This is a genomic window from Streptomyces sp. DH10, from assembly GCF_029813805.1.
Lineage (GTDB): Bacteria > Actinomycetota > Actinomycetes > Streptomycetales > Streptomycetaceae > Streptomyces > Streptomyces coeruleofuscus.
Window position 1 is genome coordinate 25,571 of record NZ_JARVKU010000018.1, and the last position, 14,109, is coordinate 39,679.

Below are 14,109 nucleotides of genomic sequence, written 5' to 3' on the forward strand. Positions count from 1 at the left end.
ACCTATGTCCCCACGTCTGAGAGCATGGAGGGCGTGAAAGAGATTCGGCGCGGCACGCTTCAGGAGCAGACCTTCTACGAGCAGGTCGGCGGGGAGGAGACCTTCCGTCGGCTCGTCCACCGTTTCTACGAGGGAGTCGCCGAGGACCCGCTGCTGCGGCCCATGTATCCCGAGGAGGATCTGGGCCCGGCCGAGGAGCGTCTCACGCTGTTCCTCATCCAGTACTGGGGCGGCCCCACGACGTACAGCGACAACCGCGGCCATCCCCGCCTGCGGATGCGGCACGCGCCCTTCACGGTCGACCGTGCGGCGCACGACGCCTGGCTGAAGCACATGCGGGTCGCCGTCGAGGAGCTCGGGCTGTCCGAGGAGCACGAGCAGACGCTGTGGAACTACCTGACGTACGCGGCGGCGTCGATGGTGAACACCCCGGGCTGACGGACGAGGGCGCGGTCAGCGAACGTGACAGACGAGGGCGCGGTCAGCGGACGCTGACGTCCAGCGCCCCGAGCCCGGCCTGCCGTACGGCGATCGACCCGTACGGCGTGCGCAGCCGCAGCCACGCGCCCGACGAGAACAGCCCCAGTGGCGCCCCGGGCCGCAGGAACCCGAGCGACTGTGCCGCGTGCACGGCGCGGACCGGGAGCCGGGTGTCGCCGACCGTACGGGACCAGATGTCCCGACCGATCCGGTCCAGCTCGGCCCTCGTGCGCCGCTCCGAGGACAACTCCTGCGTACGGGACCGGAACTCGGCGACGGCGGTGGCCACGAGGGACCGCAGCGCGTCGGGCGTCGGCAGCCCCGGCTCGGGCCGCCAGCCGCCGCGCGGCGGCAGGACGCCCGCCCACGGCGGCCCGGTCACGGCGCCCGGCACGAGGGCCGTGGCGCCCTTCTCGTCCACCGACTCCAGCAGCTCACCGGCGGACACGGTCACGTCCAGCGTGACGGCGAGCCCGTCCTCGTACGGCTTCGCCAGCCGCACCGCGCGCACGGCCAGCACCTCGAAGGACGGCGGCCGCCCGAACACGGCGAGGGCGGTGCCCGCCGCCTGGAGGCGCACCGCGGCCCCACGGTCGTAGTGGAGCAGCCGGGAGAGGAAGGCCGCGAGATCCGCCGCCTCCCCCTCGTCGGCCAGGTGGAGCACCGTCATGCGGCGACGGCCTCTTCCTCGTCGTCGTCCGTGTACTCCCGGAGGAACTCGCGTTCCTCCGAGGTGAGCCGGCGCGGGCGCTGGGCCTCGAAGTCGAACGGCACTATCACCGTCGAGGCCCGGACGTAGACCAGGTCGTCGTCCTTCACCTCGTAGGTGAGGGTGAAGGACGCCGCCCTGATCTCCGTGACCCACAGCTCGATGTCCACCGGGGTGTGCCGGTGGACCAGCTGCCGCTTGTAGTCGATCTCATGGCGTGCCACCACGGACCCCTGCTTGAAGTCCTTCTCCGGACGGAACAGGAAGTCGATACGGGCCTCCTCCAGGTAGCGGAGGAACACCACGTTGTTGACGTGGCCGTACGCGTCCATGTCCGCCCAGCGCAGCGGGCAGCGGTAGATGTGCCGCAAGATCAGCCCCGGGTCAGCTTCTTGTAGGTGGCGCGGTGCGGACGCGCGGCGTCCGGGCCGAGCCGCTCGATCTTGTTCTTCTCGTACGACTCGAAGTTGCCCTCGAACCAGAACCACTTGGACTCGCCCTCGTAGGCGAGGATGTGCGTGGCGACCCGGTCCAGGAACCACCGGTCGTGGGAGACGACCACGGCCGCACCCGGGAACTCCAGCAGCGCGTTCTCCAGACTGGAGAGCGTCTCGACGTCGAGGTCGTTGGTCGGCTCGTCGAGGAGCAGCAGGTTGCCGCCCTGCTTGAGGGTGAGCGCGAGGTTCAGCCGGTTGCGCTCACCGCCGGAGAGCACGCCCGCCGCCTTCTGCTGGTCCGGCCCCTTGAACCCGAACGCGGAGACGTAGGCACGCGACGGCATCTCGACTTGGCCCACGTTGATGTAGTCCAGCTCGTCGGAGACGACGGCCCACAGCGACTTCTTCGGGTCGATGTTCTCGCGGCTCTGGTCGACGTAGGAGATCTTCACGGTGTCGCCGACCTTGATGGCGCCGGAGTCCGGCTCCTCGATGCCCTGGATCATCTTGAACAGGGTGGTCTTACCGGCACCGTTCGGACCGATGATCCCGACGATCCCGTTCCGCGGCAGCGTGAAGCTGAGGTCGTCGATGAGCAGCTTGTCGCCGAAGCCCTTGCTGAGGTTGCTGACCTCGACGACGACGTTGCCCAGGCGCGGGCCCGGCGGGATCTGGATCTCCTCGAAGTCCAGCTTCCGCATCTTGTCGGCCTCGGCGGCCATCTCCTCGTAGCGGGCCAGACGCGCCTTGGACTTGGCCTGCCGCCCCTTGGCGTTGGACCGCACCCACTCCAGCTCTTCCTTGAGCCGCTTCTGCCGCTTGGCGTCCTTCTGCCCCTCGACCTTGAGGCGGGCGGCCTTGGTCTCCAGGTACTTGGAGTAGTTGCCCTCGTAGGGGTAGAGGCGACCGCGGTCGACCTCGCAGATCCACTGGGCGACGTTGTCGAGGAAGTACCGGTCGTGGGTGACCGCGACGACGGTGCCGGGGTACTTGGCCAGGTGCTGCTCCAGCCAGTTCACCGACTCGGCGTCGAGGTGGTTGGTGGGCTCGTCGAGCAGCAGCAGGTCGGGCTGTTCCAGCAGCAGCTTGCACAGCGCGACGCGGCGGCGCTCACCGCCGGACAGGTTGGTGACGGGCCAGTCGCCGGGCGGGCAGCCCAGGGCGTCCATGGCCTGCCCCAGCTGGGCGTCCAGGTCCCACGCGTTGGCGTGGTCGAGGTCCTCCTGGAGCTTGCCCATCTCGTTCATGAGCTCGTCGGTGTAGTCGGTCGCCATCTGCTCGGCGATCTCGTTGAACCGGTCGAGCTTGCCCTTGATACCGGCGACACCCTCCTGGACGTTCTCCAGGACGGTCTTGTCCTCGGTCAGCGGCGGCTCCTGGAGCAGGATGCCGACCGTGTAACCGGGCGTGAGGAACGCGTCACCGTTGGACGGCTGCTCGATGCCGGCCATGATCTTCAGGATCGTCGACTTGCCGGCGCCGTTCGGGCCGACGACGCCGATCTTCGCCCCCGGCAGGAAGCTGGTCGTCACGTCGTCGAGGATCACCTTGTCGCCGTGCGCCTTACGCGCCTTGCGCATGGTGTAAATGAACTCAGCCAAGAGAAACCGTCCGGCAGCTTGAATACGGCAGTGGGCAGATACACCCCATCTTGCCGTACCGCCACCCCTGGGTGGAAACGCGTAAGGCCGGTGGGCTCTGACCTGGGGATTCGTGGTTGGCGGCCGAGACTCGTTTGTCACTGTCGGTCGTCGTTGGTCGGCCTCGGGCGCCCTCGCACGGCCCAGGGACGGCCCAGGGATGATCACTCGATGGCAGCATTGTGCGGGGTTGGGTCACCGTCGCGACGTGAACGGCAGGGCTGACCGCCCTCACCGCTTGACAGGCGTGGACGCGCCGAAGCGCAGCCGCAGCCCGCGCGCGAAGCCTGTGCCTACCGGTTGATCGGGATCTCGTAGACGATCTCGCAGTGAGCAGCGGGCACGACGATGTCCGCTGTCTCGACGGGTCGCCCCTGGTCGCTGTAATACGTCCGCCGGATGTGCGTGACGAGTGCGGCCTTCTGGATGCCCAGAAGAGAGGCCTCCTCGGCGGTCGCCTGCCGCGGTTCCGGCTGTTCCACGGCGTGGCTGACGGTGACGCCGATCGCGGCCATGCGGTTCACGACACCGGCCCCGGCGTGGGGGCCTCCCTCGGGGAGAACGACGAGAGTGCCTGCGGTGAGGTCGTACGGCTCCCAACTCGTCGACAGCTGCACCGGCCTGCCGTCGGCCAGGAACTCGTATGACGTCCTGACGCACAGGTCGCCCTCGGCGATGCCCAGCCGGGCCGCGATGTCGGCCGGGGCCGGCACCTTGGCGTCGGTCCTGCTCTCCCAGTCGCCCTGCTTGCCCAGGGCCTTCATGTCCGCGCGGAAGGGCGACTTCTCGGGCTGCTCGCGCGCAGACGACCGGACGACCCGCACCCGCTGCCGGGGCTCGGCGACGTAGGTCCCCGATCCGGCGCGGCCTTCCAGCACGCCCTGAGAGATCAGCAGCTCCTGCGCCCGGCGAACCACGTTCTCGCCTACGCCGCACTCCTGGCCGATCTGGGCGCGTGAGGGCAGTCGGTCCCCCGGCTCCCACACGTGCTCCGCGATCCGCCGCCGGAGTTCGTCGGCGATGCGGAGGTAGGGCGGCTGCTCAGACATGTGGAAAATCTAGTCCACTAGCTCTAATCTAGTTAACTAGCTTTACTCAAAGTGATCGCCGGTGACGGAGGCTGCCCTGTGCCCGCTTCGGGAGTTCGCGCGGCAGCCATCGCTGCCCGGCTGTCCGACCTAGGGCTTCCCGCGGGCGTGGAGGAGCACGACCGGCACGCGTCGGTCGAGGCGGAGGTACCGGAATCACTCACCGCCGACTTATGGCGGGAGGTCCTGGAAGCGGTGGCTGAGGCCGATCAATTCGGGCTTCTCGCCACCAGCCTGAATGGCCGCACCCTTTGGGCGGTCGTACGCAAAGCGGTCCCCACGACGGGCGATGTCGGGGGACCGAGCCATCAGCGATAGGAGCTGACCAGCGTGCTCAACCGTATCCGCCGTGCCGCCTCGCTCACCAGAGCGCGGTACTTTCCCAAGGGCAGGCACCGCCGCCCCTTACGGCCGTCTTGGCCGACGTCCGCCCCCGCTTCCTCCACTGACTATCCGACGGTCGTCCTGGGCCAGACCGTCGACAGGGCGACTGCCTGTGCCACTCGACACCCGGTCAGTCCAGGCCCGGGAGTAAGGCGGTGAGTGACTCGGCATCCACCGACACGCCGGCACCGAGCGTCGAGATCACCGAGAGGCGCACGCAGGGATGACGACGCAGGACGAATTGAGGCTTCTCCCGTGGGCAGGGCCGGACGGCAAGCCGTGCTACTTGAGCACCGATGACCAAGGCGGCTACGTCTCCCGCCTGGCGGACCACATCGAGGCCTTCCAGCTCGGGATGGCGACCCAACTGCTGGAGCACTCACGTCAGGTACTTGACGACCAGACCGAAGACCTGGAGGAGCTGCACATTCTCGCCGCCCAGTTGACCAGCGCCTTGCGGGACGTGCTGCGCGTAGCGACCAGCCGCGGACGCGGTCCCGTCGCGCCTGCGCGCCCCTGAGAGGCACTGCGCTGCTGCACAGCCCCAACTGACCATTGGCGGCCGTGACCTGCGACCGTCTAGCGGCTCCACGCCATGACCTGCTGCCGAGCTGTCGGCACATGTCGACGTTGGTAACCATTGAGCGCCCTTCCACAGCCCGAGGACGGCCCGGGAGGGCGCTCGTTGGTGAGCACCGCATTAGGAGTTCGATCCGCGCCCGCTCCGACTGCGGCCGTCGACTGCTGCGACGGCCGGACAGAGTCACTGACGTATTCCCCCGACGATTTTGTTCTGGTGGTCGTGCGCGTCGGTGGGCTGACCCGCGCCTTGGCCGGGGCGTAAGCCGTATGGCGGCGGACCTCGCGACGCGGACGCGGAGGAGTAGGGAGAATGCGGATTGAGGGTGATTACCGAGGCATATGTGACAGACACGAGAGCCGCGCGAGACGTGAAAGGCGGAACCCATGCCGAAGTACCTCTTCAAGGTCAAGTTGACCGTGGACGGACTGAAGGGCCTGCTCGAAGAGGGCGGCACCGCGCGCCGTGAGGTCGTCGAGCGGTTGGTGCAGAGCATGGGTGGCCGGCTCGAATCGGCGTACTGGGCACTCGGTGAGGAGGACTTCTACCTCACGGCGGACCTGCCAGGCAACACCTCCGCCGCGGCCCTGGGGCTGGTCACGTCGGCGGCGGGTGGCGTGCGCACCAACACGGTTGCGCTGCTGACGGCCGAGGAGATTGACGAGGCGGTCCGTCAAGAGGTGGATTACCGGGCGCCCGGCGCCTGAGCCGTCACCCGGTGGGCATCACCGAGCCGCTGCGGCCGGTTCGAAGAGCGCTCACGTGGCCGAAGTCCACATCGGAGTCCGTATGGGCCCCACGTGGTGACCGCCCCAATGGCCAAGGCGATGGGGACCGCCCTGCGCTATTCCCGTCGAGGGGCTAGCAAGACGGAGTGGCTCACTGAAACCGCCGTTGCCCCGGCGTACCACAGAAGGTTCAGAGCAACTGCCGATCGAGGGCAACTGCTCGCTGACGTTTGAACAGGAATTTCTCCAAGCTCTGCCACCGAGCAATGTGGCTCACTTGCTGGTCTCCGTGGCCCCGCAGGTTTTCGGCGACTGAGCGCACCAGCAACCAGTAGGTGACCACCGCTTTAGGAGAGCGGCTGGGTGGAAAGGTAGGTGACCTGCGGATACCCCGACCAAGCCAGTCGGCACGATGGTGCCTGCCAGACACCCCTGTTGACCGCGGTTGACCCCTGTATCTGGCACGACTGTGGCACGCGACGCGTAGACGGCTCGGAACCTGGCCCGGCGCTGCCTTGCCCGGTGATCAACCGCCGTAGCGGCTGCGCAGATCCTTGGTAATGCGTGACATCAGCCCGGTAGCGCCCTGCAACGGTGTCTCTCGAAGTGGGCGCTCCACCTGGGGATCGTAGGCAGTCAGCCCAGTCTCCTTCTCGACGATGGCCGCAAGGGCGAAGACCTTGTCGAGCACGATCGCAGCGTCGTCCCCCGCATGCCAGTAGGGCACAGTAATGCTCACCTCGTCGCCGAAGACGGACAGGTCGATGCCGGTGCCCGAGTGGCTCAGGTCCCGCGACTCCTGCCCATATTCCGTGATCTCTACTTCGCCCAGCAGGGTCCGAGCCTGCGGCACGATTCGGTCCCAAGCTTCAAGGGGGCGGGCAGGTATCGGCTCGCTCTCCTCGGCTGCGTCCTCCATGGCCTCCAGGGCGTCATCCCAGGACTGCCCGTCGCGTCGGCTCAAGAAGTAGATGTCGTAGCTCACCGCGCGATCGTAGACACTCGTACGCTCCGGTGGCAGGACTTGAGGTCGGTTGCCGCCGGTGGCTTGGCTGGTACCTCAGCTTGGGAAGCTGCGATCATTTGAGGGCGGCCCGGGCGCTGACCTGGACGGACGAAGACATAGTGGTCTCGCCGTTCGAGCCCGCTTTCACCGTGATTCCCCGCTGTTCTCCGCCTTATCTGGTGCGCTTGTGGTGCGGCGGACTTCAGCGCTCGAGGTCGGGCGCTGCCTCGATGACGTCAGCCCAGACGCGATCGATCCACGGGTTGCCCTTGACACCGAGGCGTGCGGCGACGGCGTCGTCGAGGAAGCACGCCTGAGCGACTCCTACCGTCTCGTCGGGCCACCGACCGCGATACGGAACTTCTGGGCGTGGACCCTCCCTCCGCCTGCCGGAGCCGGGATCGCCGGTCGCGGAGCACCTCGGGGCGGCTTAGGCTGAGATCAAGGGCCCCTCAAGTGGAAGGGAACCTTGAGATGCATTTCGTCCTGATCGCGACCCACACCCCGGAAGTCTGTCCGACCTCTAACGCGACAACGCGCGACCTGATGCTGCAGACCGCCCCTGATATCCCGAACCTCGCCCAGAAGGCAGGCGTCGAGATCGTGGCCGGCCCCTTCGTCAACCGTGAACACACGATTGTCGTGGTCGTACAGTCCGACAAGGTCGAGAACGTCGACCGCTTGCTGACGGAGTCTCGCCTCCCCCAATGGAACCGCGTCCGCGTGCTGCCGTCGCTGACCATGGAGGAAGGACTCACCGATATCGAAGCGCAGACGCCGATCTTCTGAACCCACCCGCTCAGGCACGCGGCCCGTGCTTCGATGCGGGCGCCGAGATGCGCAATGGCCCTCCCGCCATCAGCGCAGACGAACACAGCCGGCCCCGCCTTCGCCCTCTTCAGGGCCGCGTGCTCTCACGCCGCGCCGGGCTGGAGATCGATCGGAGCCTCTTCACGGTTCTCCCCATCACTAGGCTGCTCCGCGACGATGCCTCACGCACTTCCGCGTCGGGCTTGGTCTGTTGCATCCAGGCCTCGGCTGTGGTTGTCAGCGTTGGTCGTCGTTGAGTACCCTCGCTAGCCGTTCCGCCGACCTAGGTGCGCAGGTCACTCGCCCGTGGATGCATAGAGGCAAGCTCAATCGAGCCATATCAACACAGCGTCACCCTCTGCTGCCGCAGCGACGAAGAAGGGGGACAATGACTCATAGTGATGGCGCACGTAGTCCAAAGCGCTCGGATCACTCCAGATCTGTGGGTACACGTCCGCTTGGGACAGCTGCTCTGGGGTCACACCCTGTACCAAGGCCTCAAAGGAAATGGATGGCAGAGACTCGGCGGCGATCCGGACGCGCTCGGGTGTCAGGTAGCACGGAGGGCCATAGCCCCAGTCGTCCGCACCAGGGATGGGCTGCTCACCGTGCACGATGTCCACCGGAAAGCCAACGCGCCGTAGCAGGAAGCCGATGGCGTGCCAGGCCTTATCCGTATCGAGGCAGCGAACTTGGCCAGTGGGCTGATCGACTTCCTCTTGCTCCTCCAGGAGCTCCTGGACGAAGTCGTAGGCCCAGTCAGGATCACTCAGCGCTCTCTTGAGTTCATCCGGCGTGACACGCGCGTATTCTCCGATCATGCTCATAGGCGGATGCTACGAGCCTGATCTGACAACGAGCATGTGATCCAGCATGCCGGGCCGTCTCTGGGCCGTTGGGCTGGAGCTGCTTTGGGGCGAGTGATCATGGCCCCGTAAGCTTTCGGCGCGTCGGGCAGTCTGTGGACCTGCCCGGTAAAGCACGACGTTGGGGCCATGATCTAACGAGATCAGCGCCATGGACCGTCTTTGGGTCGCTGCCGGCCATCCTGGTCGGTCGCTGCTTCATCACGTCGATGCGGCCACAGGCCTCGCCGACTCCGATTTCCTCGCGCTCGCTGCTTGGCTCCGTGCCATCGCGCCGAGATGAGCACCATGCCTGCGTGAGGCACGGCAGGCCGTGGGACCGGCCCGAACCTCACCACGCGCGCGTGGCGGCTGGGCGTGATGCACTGGACTCATGGGAGGTGCGTCATGTCAGGTCGCGCTGGAAAGACCCGCAATATATTTCTTGTTTGGCTGATCTGGCCGCTGATCACGCTGGGCATCTACCATCTGGTTTGGTATTACAAGGTGAATCGCGAAGCTCGGGACTTCGACCACCGCATCGAGGTCGATCCGGTGAAGTCCCTCCTGGCTCTCGCTGTCGGCTGGCTGCTGATCGTTCCCCCCTTCGTGTCGGTCTACAACACCGGTCTGCGCATTGCCCGCATGCAGGAGTCGGCCGGGATGCAGCGGAGCTGCAATCCGTGGATCGGGCTCATCCTTTTCGTCCTGGCTGGTCTGTACCCGCTCTACTACCAGCACGAGTTGAACCAGATCTGGGTTCACTACAAGATCCCGGAAGAGGGCGAGCAGGTGCCTCTCGCGGCCTGAATGCCGGATACTCCTTCGCCCGCGGCTGCGGGCAGCAATGGCCCGACGAACAGGCCGATTCGGTATGCGAGTTCCGGCATGCCTGATAGGCGCGGAGCCTCGCCGATCCGGTGTCAGTCGGAGGTCGTGCCGGGTCGGGGATCGGCCGACCTGATGCAGTCACCGAGGGCGGGATAGGGCACTGGTGGACCGGCAGCCGCGCGAACCGCGCCCAGGCCGGCGCTGTCCGTGTCCAAGGTGGCGAGCACTGGGTGGGGGAGTACGTAGAACTCCCATTGGGCCGTGTCGAGCGGGTTGTAGACAGCGTGTTCACGAGCGGTCTGGACCGCGAAAACGTAGACGTCGGCGTTGTACGACTTCGCCTCCGAGTAACCGCCATCAGGTGACCACGTGCGAGCGCGGAGCCCGCTGAAGCGGATGTGGGACGGTGCTCGTTGATCCCAGGCTTGCAGGTATGCGCCCGCCTTGACTTCGATGCGCAGTCCGTCGTCGGTCTCGACATCGTGGCTCGCCCATTCCACACGGGGCTTGTGGGAGCCGACCGCCTGGTGAACCAGGAATTCGGCGAACAGGCCGCGTGTGTTGTTCATCCGGAGGTCCGGCATGGCGAACCGCCAGAAGTCGACCACGGTGGCGTCCGGGACGCCGACGATCGACTCGTCGCCGCGGAGCGGGGGCATGGGGCGCGGGGTCAAAGGCAGACGAGCAGACCGCTTCATGGACCGAAGTCTGTCAGGCCCGCCCGCGGTTGGGCAGCCGGACCGAGGAGGCCGACCGGTCGAATCGCTGGTCCGACAGCTGCGGCTCGTGAACTGGACATGCCGCTCGACCGAGGGAGGCGCGAGAGCGGAACGGCAGCCTGGCTCCTCGCTGTTGCATGCAGGACCGAATTCCGAGAACGTCTCGGCGAAGTGTTCCTGCGTTGGCGGAGGGATTCCGTCACTGCCGGGGAGTCAGCCAAACCCGGACGCGCATGAGGGTGCACCCGTCATGCAAGCAGGACCTTCGGACGGAGCGCGATGGCTGCACGACGGACCCGGGTGGGCGTCGTGATGGTGTCGGCGTGCCTCGCAGACGGCTTGCGGAGCCGAGATCGCTGTCCGGAAAGCGGCACCGGGACAGGAGAAAACCGTCATCGACGTGCCCGCCGGCGCGGTGCTCAGTCCGGCGCGCTGGCCGGACGCCTGCTCGTTCGTCACCGACGCCGAGATCAAAGCGATATTGCCGCAGGCGAAGAAGCTCAGCCGGGAGTCGGACTGGGTCAAGGTCCCTGAGGACGGCGCCCTCGGCGGGAAGGCGGGCGCCGGGCTCGCCTCCGACGGCAAGTGCGCGTACTCGTTCGGGCTGCCGCAGAACGACGGGTACAAGGGGCACATCGAAGGCTGGGGCGCCTTCGACGTCGAGATCCTCGCGGTGGCCGCCCCGACCGACCGTCGTCTGCCGCAAAGGGCCGCTCATGTTCCAGAGCAACGGCGTGGGCTTCAACTACATCGACTTCGAGGGTGCCGAAGAGGACACCGCCGCTTTCGACAAGATCGTCAAGGAACGGGTGACCCCTGCCGTCTTCCGCGCCATCACCGCGAACCTCTGATCAGTCCCGGCATGACACGTTGTCCGCGATCGACAGCCGGGCACGCATCAAGCCGTCTCCGCGATCGACCGGGCCGCCGGTCGAGCCCACGACGGCCCAGGGACGGTCCAAGCCGCCTGACACGGCTCCTCATCGGCGAGGAAACCGCTGGTGAAGGGCATTTTCATGCCCTTGGGGGCAAGTGAAAGTCTGATCTTGGTCGGGTTCTACCGTCCGTGCCGGTCACCGTGGAGCGGCTCCGGCGCTGTCGCGCTGTCGTCCTCTCCGAAGTCAGGGGCCTGGAAGGGGTTCGTGGCCGGAGGCGGCGATGCCGTGGCCGCGGAGTGGGGTGCCCCTTCCGGGGCGGAGAAAAGCGAGGTCAGATCGATGAGAGGTCTCCTTCTGGTGCCAAGCCCCGGGAGGGACCTGGTGTGCCGTGACCGGGCACAGCGGTGCTAGAGCTTGGTCATCTTGGAGTACGGGCTCAGGATCCGCTTCTGGGCCGAGCCGAAGTCCACGAGGACCGCGATCCCGTCCTCGATGCTGATGACCCGGCCGAGGCCGTACATGTCGTGTGTGACCTGGTCGCCCACGGAGAAGTGCTTCGGGGCCGGAATGACCGGGGCCTTGAAGGGGCTGGTGGGCAGATGGCGCTTAGGTGCAGCAGGCTTTGTCATTGCCCCTAGTATGCGCCCTCGCGTGTTCGGGCGCCTTCGTCTGTCCATCTCCGCTGTCCCGAAGGGCCCCGGCCGCCCTCGTGGGAGGGCCTCTCGCACGCCCCGATCAAGCCCCGGTCACACCCCGAAGTGTGCCCGCAGCCGCCCCTGCGCCCCCTGCCCGGCTCCCACCTCGTCCAGCCCCAGCAGCGCCGCCCCGAGGACAGGACCGGCCGTGACGACCTGAGGGGCCGCCTTGGGGGCTCTGTCGGCCAGCAGATCGGTGATCATGCCGTTGAGCTGCGGATGCTGGGCGGCGAGCACCCCGCCGCCGAGGAGGACGGGCGTCGGCTCGTCCAGCAGTTCCAGGCGGGTCAGGGCCACCACGGCCATCGCGACCACCTCTTCCGCCTGGCGTTCGACGATCGCGCGGGCGACCGTGTCGCCGTCCGCCGCCGTCGCGAAGAGGACCGGGGTCAGCTCGTGGCGACAAGATTGTTCCAGGTCTCCCAGGTGCAGTGCCTCGATGAGGGCGTACATGGAGGACAGACCGAAGTGGGCGGGGAGGGTGCGGGCCAGGGCCGTGGGGCGGCCGCGGCCGTCCTCCGAGCGCGCCGCGTGCCACAGGGCCTCCTCCGACAGGCCCCAGCCGCCGCCCCAGTCGCCCGAGACCCGGCCCAGTGCCGGGAAGCGGGCCGTGCGGCCGTCGGGGCGCATGCCGACGCAGTTGATGCCCGCGCCGCAGACGACCGCGACTCCCCGGGGTTCCGTCACACCGGCCCGGAGGATGGCGAAGGTGTCGTTCCGGACGGTCACCGTCGTGCCCCAGCCGCGTGCGTCCAGTGCGGCCGCCAGCCGGTCCTCCTCGATGGGGAAGTCGGCGTTGGCGAGGCATGCCGAGACGTGGTCGACGGTGGTGAGCCCGGCGGTGGACAGGGCCTGGGCGACCGTGTGGGCGAGAGCGGTCATCGCCGTGTCCAGGCCGACCGCGGGCGGGCGGAAGCCGCCCCCGCGTGCCGTGGACAGGACCTCTCCGTCCGCCGTCACGATCGCGACGTCCGTCTTGCTGTTGCCGGCGTCGACGGCGAGGACATGTGCGGTCAGGCCCACGCGAGGTGCTCCCGGTTGTGTGCGATCAGCCGGTCGGTGAGCGCCTCGGCGTACTCGTACTGGCCGATGAGGGGGTGGGAGAGGAGAGCGCGGAAGACACGGGTCCGGCCGCCGTGCAGAGCCGCCTGAAGGGCCAGGTCCTCGTACGCCGTCACGTTCGCCATGAGGCCCGCGCAGAGGGGGTCCACGGACGGGACCGGGAGGGGGGACGCTCCCTTCGCGCCCACCGCCGCCTGCACCTCGATCACCGCGTCGTCGGGGAGGAACGGGAGCGTGCCCCGGTTGGACGTGTTCACCACCTGGTACGGGGTGCCGCCGCCGCCCAGCAGGGCCGCCGCCAGGTCCACCGCCGCCTCCGAGTAGTAGGCGCCGCCCCGTTTGGCGAGCAGGGCCGGCTTCTCGTCCAGGGACGGGTCGGCGTACATCGTCAGCAGTTGCCGTTCCATGGCCGCCACCTCGGCCGCGCGGGACGGCTTCGTCCCGAGTTCCCGTACGACCTCGTCGTGCGCGTAGTAGTAGCGCAGGTAGTACGACGGGACCACGCCCAGGCGGTCGAGCAGGGCCCGGGGGAGGCGCAGGTCCGCCGCGATGGTGTCGCCGTGCTCGGTCAGCAGTTTGGGCAGGACGTCCTCGCCTTCGGGGCCGCCCAGGCGCACCCCCGTTTCCCAGGTGAGGTGGTTGAGGCCGATGTGGTCCAGGTGGACTTCCGGGGGCTCGACGCCCAGCAGGGCCGCGAACTTGCGCTGGAGGCCGATCGCCACGTTGCACAGGCCCACAGCCTTGTGGCCGGCCTGGAGCAGGGCGCGGGTGACGATGCCGACCGGGTTCGTGAAGTCGATGATCCAGGCCTGCGGATTCGCGCGGCGTACGCGGTCCGCGATGTCCAGGACCACCGGGACGGTGCGCAGGGCCTTCGCCAGGCCGCCGGCGCCGGTGGTCTCCTGGCCCACGCAGCCGCACTCCAGGGGCCAGGTCTCGTCCCGTTCCCGGGCCGCCTGGCCGCCCACGCGGAGCTGGAGGAGGACGGCGTCCGCGCCGTCGACCGCCCGGTCGAGGTCGGTCGTGGTGGTGATGCGGCCGGGGTGGTCCTGGCGGGCGAAGATGCGGCGGGCGAGGCCGCCCACCAGGTCCAGGCGGTCCTGCGCCGGGTCCATCAGGACCAGTTCCCCGACGGGCAGGGTGTCCCGCAAGCGGGCGAAGCCGTCCACGAGTTCGGGGGTGTAGGTCGAGCCTCCGCCGACCACGGTGAGTTTCAT

General features: G+C 67.9%; 18 protein-coding genes. 8 read left to right on the top strand and 10 right to left on the bottom strand.

Features of this window, described 5'->3' with window-relative positions:
* The first annotated feature begins 24 nt into the window (after positions 1-24).
* Positions 25-438, top strand: a complete 414-nt coding sequence (locus QC385_RS30865; RefSeq protein WP_086604702.1) for a globin — start codon at positions 25-27, stop codon at positions 436-438.
* Between the two features lie 43 nt (positions 439-481).
* Here QC385_RS30865 and QC385_RS30870 read toward each other — a convergent pair whose 3' ends face one another.
* The 4 genes from QC385_RS30870 to QC385_RS30885 all read right to left on the bottom strand — a co-directional run bounded on the left by QC385_RS30870 (position 482) and on the right by QC385_RS30885 (position 4,315).
* Complete coding sequence (locus tag QC385_RS30870) at positions 482-1,150, bottom strand: hypothetical protein (protein ID WP_279544660.1); 669 nt, start codon at positions 1,148-1,150, stop codon at positions 482-484.
* Positions 1,147-1,560 (bottom strand): acyl-CoA thioesterase, encoded by a 414-nt coding sequence (locus QC385_RS30875; RefSeq protein ID WP_279544661.1) that lies wholly within the window; start codon positions 1,558-1,560, stop codon positions 1,147-1,149. Before QC385_RS30875 ends, QC385_RS30870 begins: the two co-directional genes overlap by 4 nt.
* Positions 1,561-1,562: 2 nt before the next feature.
* On the bottom strand, positions 1,563-3,227 hold the full coding sequence (gene ettA, locus QC385_RS30880) for an energy-dependent translational throttle protein EttA (protein WP_279544662.1): 1,665 nt from the start codon (positions 3,225-3,227) through the stop codon (positions 1,563-1,565).
* A 332-nt stretch (positions 3,228-3,559) separates the two neighbouring features.
* The gene (locus tag QC385_RS30885; protein WP_279544663.1) at positions 3,560-4,315 is read right to left on the bottom strand and encodes a GntR family transcriptional regulator; all 756 of its coding nucleotides are present in this window, start codon (positions 4,313-4,315) and stop codon (positions 3,560-3,562) included.
* Between the two features lie 78 nt (positions 4,316-4,393).
* On the opposite strand from QC385_RS30885, the gene QC385_RS30890 reads away from it, so the two are divergent.
* From QC385_RS30890 to QC385_RS30900, 3 genes are all read left to right on the top strand, one after another.
* Positions 4,394-4,672, top strand: a complete 279-nt coding sequence (locus QC385_RS30890; protein ID WP_279544774.1) for a hypothetical protein — start codon at positions 4,394-4,396, stop codon at positions 4,670-4,672.
* A gap of 289 nt (positions 4,673-4,961) precedes the next feature.
* Complete coding sequence (locus QC385_RS30895) at positions 4,962-5,258, top strand: hypothetical protein (protein ID WP_279544664.1); 297 nt, start codon at positions 4,962-4,964, stop codon at positions 5,256-5,258.
* A gap of 446 nt (positions 5,259-5,704) precedes the next feature.
* Positions 5,705-6,025: a GYD domain-containing protein gene (locus QC385_RS30900; RefSeq protein ID WP_184558278.1), complete on the top strand. Its 321-nt coding sequence runs from the start codon at positions 5,705-5,707 to the stop codon at positions 6,023-6,025.
* A 547-nt stretch (positions 6,026-6,572) separates the two neighbouring features.
* Here QC385_RS30900 and QC385_RS30905 read toward each other — a convergent pair.
* On the bottom strand, positions 6,573-7,031 hold the full coding sequence (locus QC385_RS30905; protein WP_279544665.1) for a hypothetical protein: 459 nt from the start codon (positions 7,029-7,031) through the stop codon (positions 6,573-6,575).
* Between the two features lie 495 nt (positions 7,032-7,526).
* Here QC385_RS30905 and QC385_RS30910 point away from each other — a divergent pair, with 495 nt between their 5' ends.
* A complete protein-coding gene (locus tag QC385_RS30910; protein ID WP_184561047.1) occupies positions 7,527-7,841 on the top strand; it encodes a hypothetical protein in 315 nt (104 codons plus the stop codon).
* A gap of 347 nt (positions 7,842-8,188) precedes the next feature.
* Here the strand turns inward: QC385_RS30910 and QC385_RS30915 are convergent, their stop codons facing one another.
* Positions 8,189-8,689, bottom strand: a complete 501-nt coding sequence (locus QC385_RS30915) for a YfbM family protein (protein ID WP_279544666.1) — start codon at positions 8,687-8,689, stop codon at positions 8,189-8,191.
* A 426-nt stretch (positions 8,690-9,115) separates the two neighbouring features.
* Here QC385_RS30915 and QC385_RS30920 point away from each other — a divergent pair, with 426 nt between their 5' ends.
* Positions 9,116-9,517 (top strand): DUF4234 domain-containing protein, encoded by a 402-nt coding sequence (locus tag QC385_RS30920; protein WP_279544667.1) that lies wholly within the window; start codon positions 9,116-9,118, stop codon positions 9,515-9,517.
* A gap of 113 nt (positions 9,518-9,630) precedes the next feature.
* Here the strand turns inward: QC385_RS30920 and QC385_RS30925 are convergent, their stop codons facing one another.
* Positions 9,631-10,197 carry a hypothetical protein gene (locus QC385_RS30925; RefSeq protein WP_279544784.1) on the bottom strand — a complete coding sequence of 189 codons (567 nt, stop codon included), beginning with the start codon at positions 10,195-10,197 and terminating at the stop codon, positions 9,631-9,633.
* A gap of 132 nt (positions 10,198-10,329) precedes the next feature.
* Here QC385_RS30925 and QC385_RS30930 point away from each other — a divergent pair, with 132 nt between their 5' ends.
* Positions 10,330-10,494, top strand: coding sequence for a DUF6000 family protein (locus QC385_RS30930; protein ID WP_443033043.1), 165 nt, complete (start codon positions 10,330-10,332; stop codon positions 10,492-10,494).
* Positions 10,495-10,973: 479 nt separating this feature from the next.
* The gene (locus QC385_RS30935) at positions 10,974-11,108 is read left to right on the top strand and encodes a hypothetical protein (protein WP_279544668.1); all 135 of its coding nucleotides are present in this window, start codon (positions 10,974-10,976) and stop codon (positions 11,106-11,108) included.
* Between the two features lie 434 nt (positions 11,109-11,542).
* On the opposite strand, the gene QC385_RS30940 is transcribed toward QC385_RS30935, so the two are convergent.
* The 3 genes from QC385_RS30940 to QC385_RS30950 form a co-directional block, all read right to left on the bottom strand.
* Entirely contained in the window at positions 11,543-11,764 is a 222-nt protein-coding gene (locus QC385_RS30940) for a hypothetical protein (protein WP_086850784.1), read from the bottom strand.
* A gap of 117 nt (positions 11,765-11,881) precedes the next feature.
* On the bottom strand, positions 11,882-12,853 hold the full coding sequence (locus QC385_RS30945) for an N-acetylglucosamine kinase (protein WP_279544669.1): 972 nt from the start codon (positions 12,851-12,853) through the stop codon (positions 11,882-11,884).
* Entirely contained in the window at positions 12,844-14,109 is a 1,266-nt protein-coding gene (locus tag QC385_RS30950; protein ID WP_279544670.1) for a 6-phospho-beta-glucosidase, read from the bottom strand. Before QC385_RS30950 ends, QC385_RS30945 begins: the two co-directional genes overlap by 10 nt.

Excerpts from the sequence above, each read along its gene's own strand:
- QC385_RS30920 (WP_279544667.1), top strand. The coding sequence starts at position 9,116 with ATGTCAGGTCGCGCTGGAAAGACCCGCAATATATTTCTTGTTTGGCTG.
- QC385_RS30865 (WP_086604702.1), top strand. The coding sequence starts at position 25 with ATGGAGGGCGTGAAAGAGATTCGGCGCGGCACGCTTCAGGAGCAGACC.
- QC385_RS30925 (WP_279544784.1), bottom strand. The coding sequence starts at position 10,197 with ATGCCCCCGCTCCGCGGCGACGAGTCGATCGTCGGCGTCCCGGACGCC.
- QC385_RS30910 (WP_184561047.1), top strand. The coding sequence starts at position 7,527 with ATGCATTTCGTCCTGATCGCGACCCACACCCCGGAAGTCTGTCCGACC.
- QC385_RS30885 (WP_279544663.1), bottom strand. The coding sequence starts at position 4,315 with ATGTCTGAGCAGCCGCCCTACCTCCGCATCGCCGACGAACTCCGGCGG.
- QC385_RS30915 (WP_279544666.1), bottom strand. The coding sequence starts at position 8,689 with ATGAGCATGATCGGAGAATACGCGCGTGTCACGCCGGATGAACTCAAG.
- QC385_RS30895 (WP_279544664.1), top strand. The coding sequence starts at position 4,962 with ATGACGACGCAGGACGAATTGAGGCTTCTCCCGTGGGCAGGGCCGGAC.
- QC385_RS30900 (WP_184558278.1), top strand. The coding sequence starts at position 5,705 with ATGCCGAAGTACCTCTTCAAGGTCAAGTTGACCGTGGACGGACTGAAG.
- QC385_RS30870 (WP_279544660.1), bottom strand. The coding sequence starts at position 1,150 with ATGACGGTGCTCCACCTGGCCGACGAGGGGGAGGCGGCGGATCTCGCG.
- QC385_RS30935 (WP_279544668.1), top strand. The coding sequence starts at position 10,974 with ATGTTCCAGAGCAACGGCGTGGGCTTCAACTACATCGACTTCGAGGGT.
- QC385_RS30940 (WP_086850784.1), bottom strand. The coding sequence starts at position 11,764 with ATGACAAAGCCTGCTGCACCTAAGCGCCATCTGCCCACCAGCCCCTTC.
- QC385_RS30950 (WP_279544670.1), bottom strand. The coding sequence starts at position 14,109 with ATGAAACTCACCGTGGTCGGCGGAGGCTCGACCTACACCCCCGAACTC.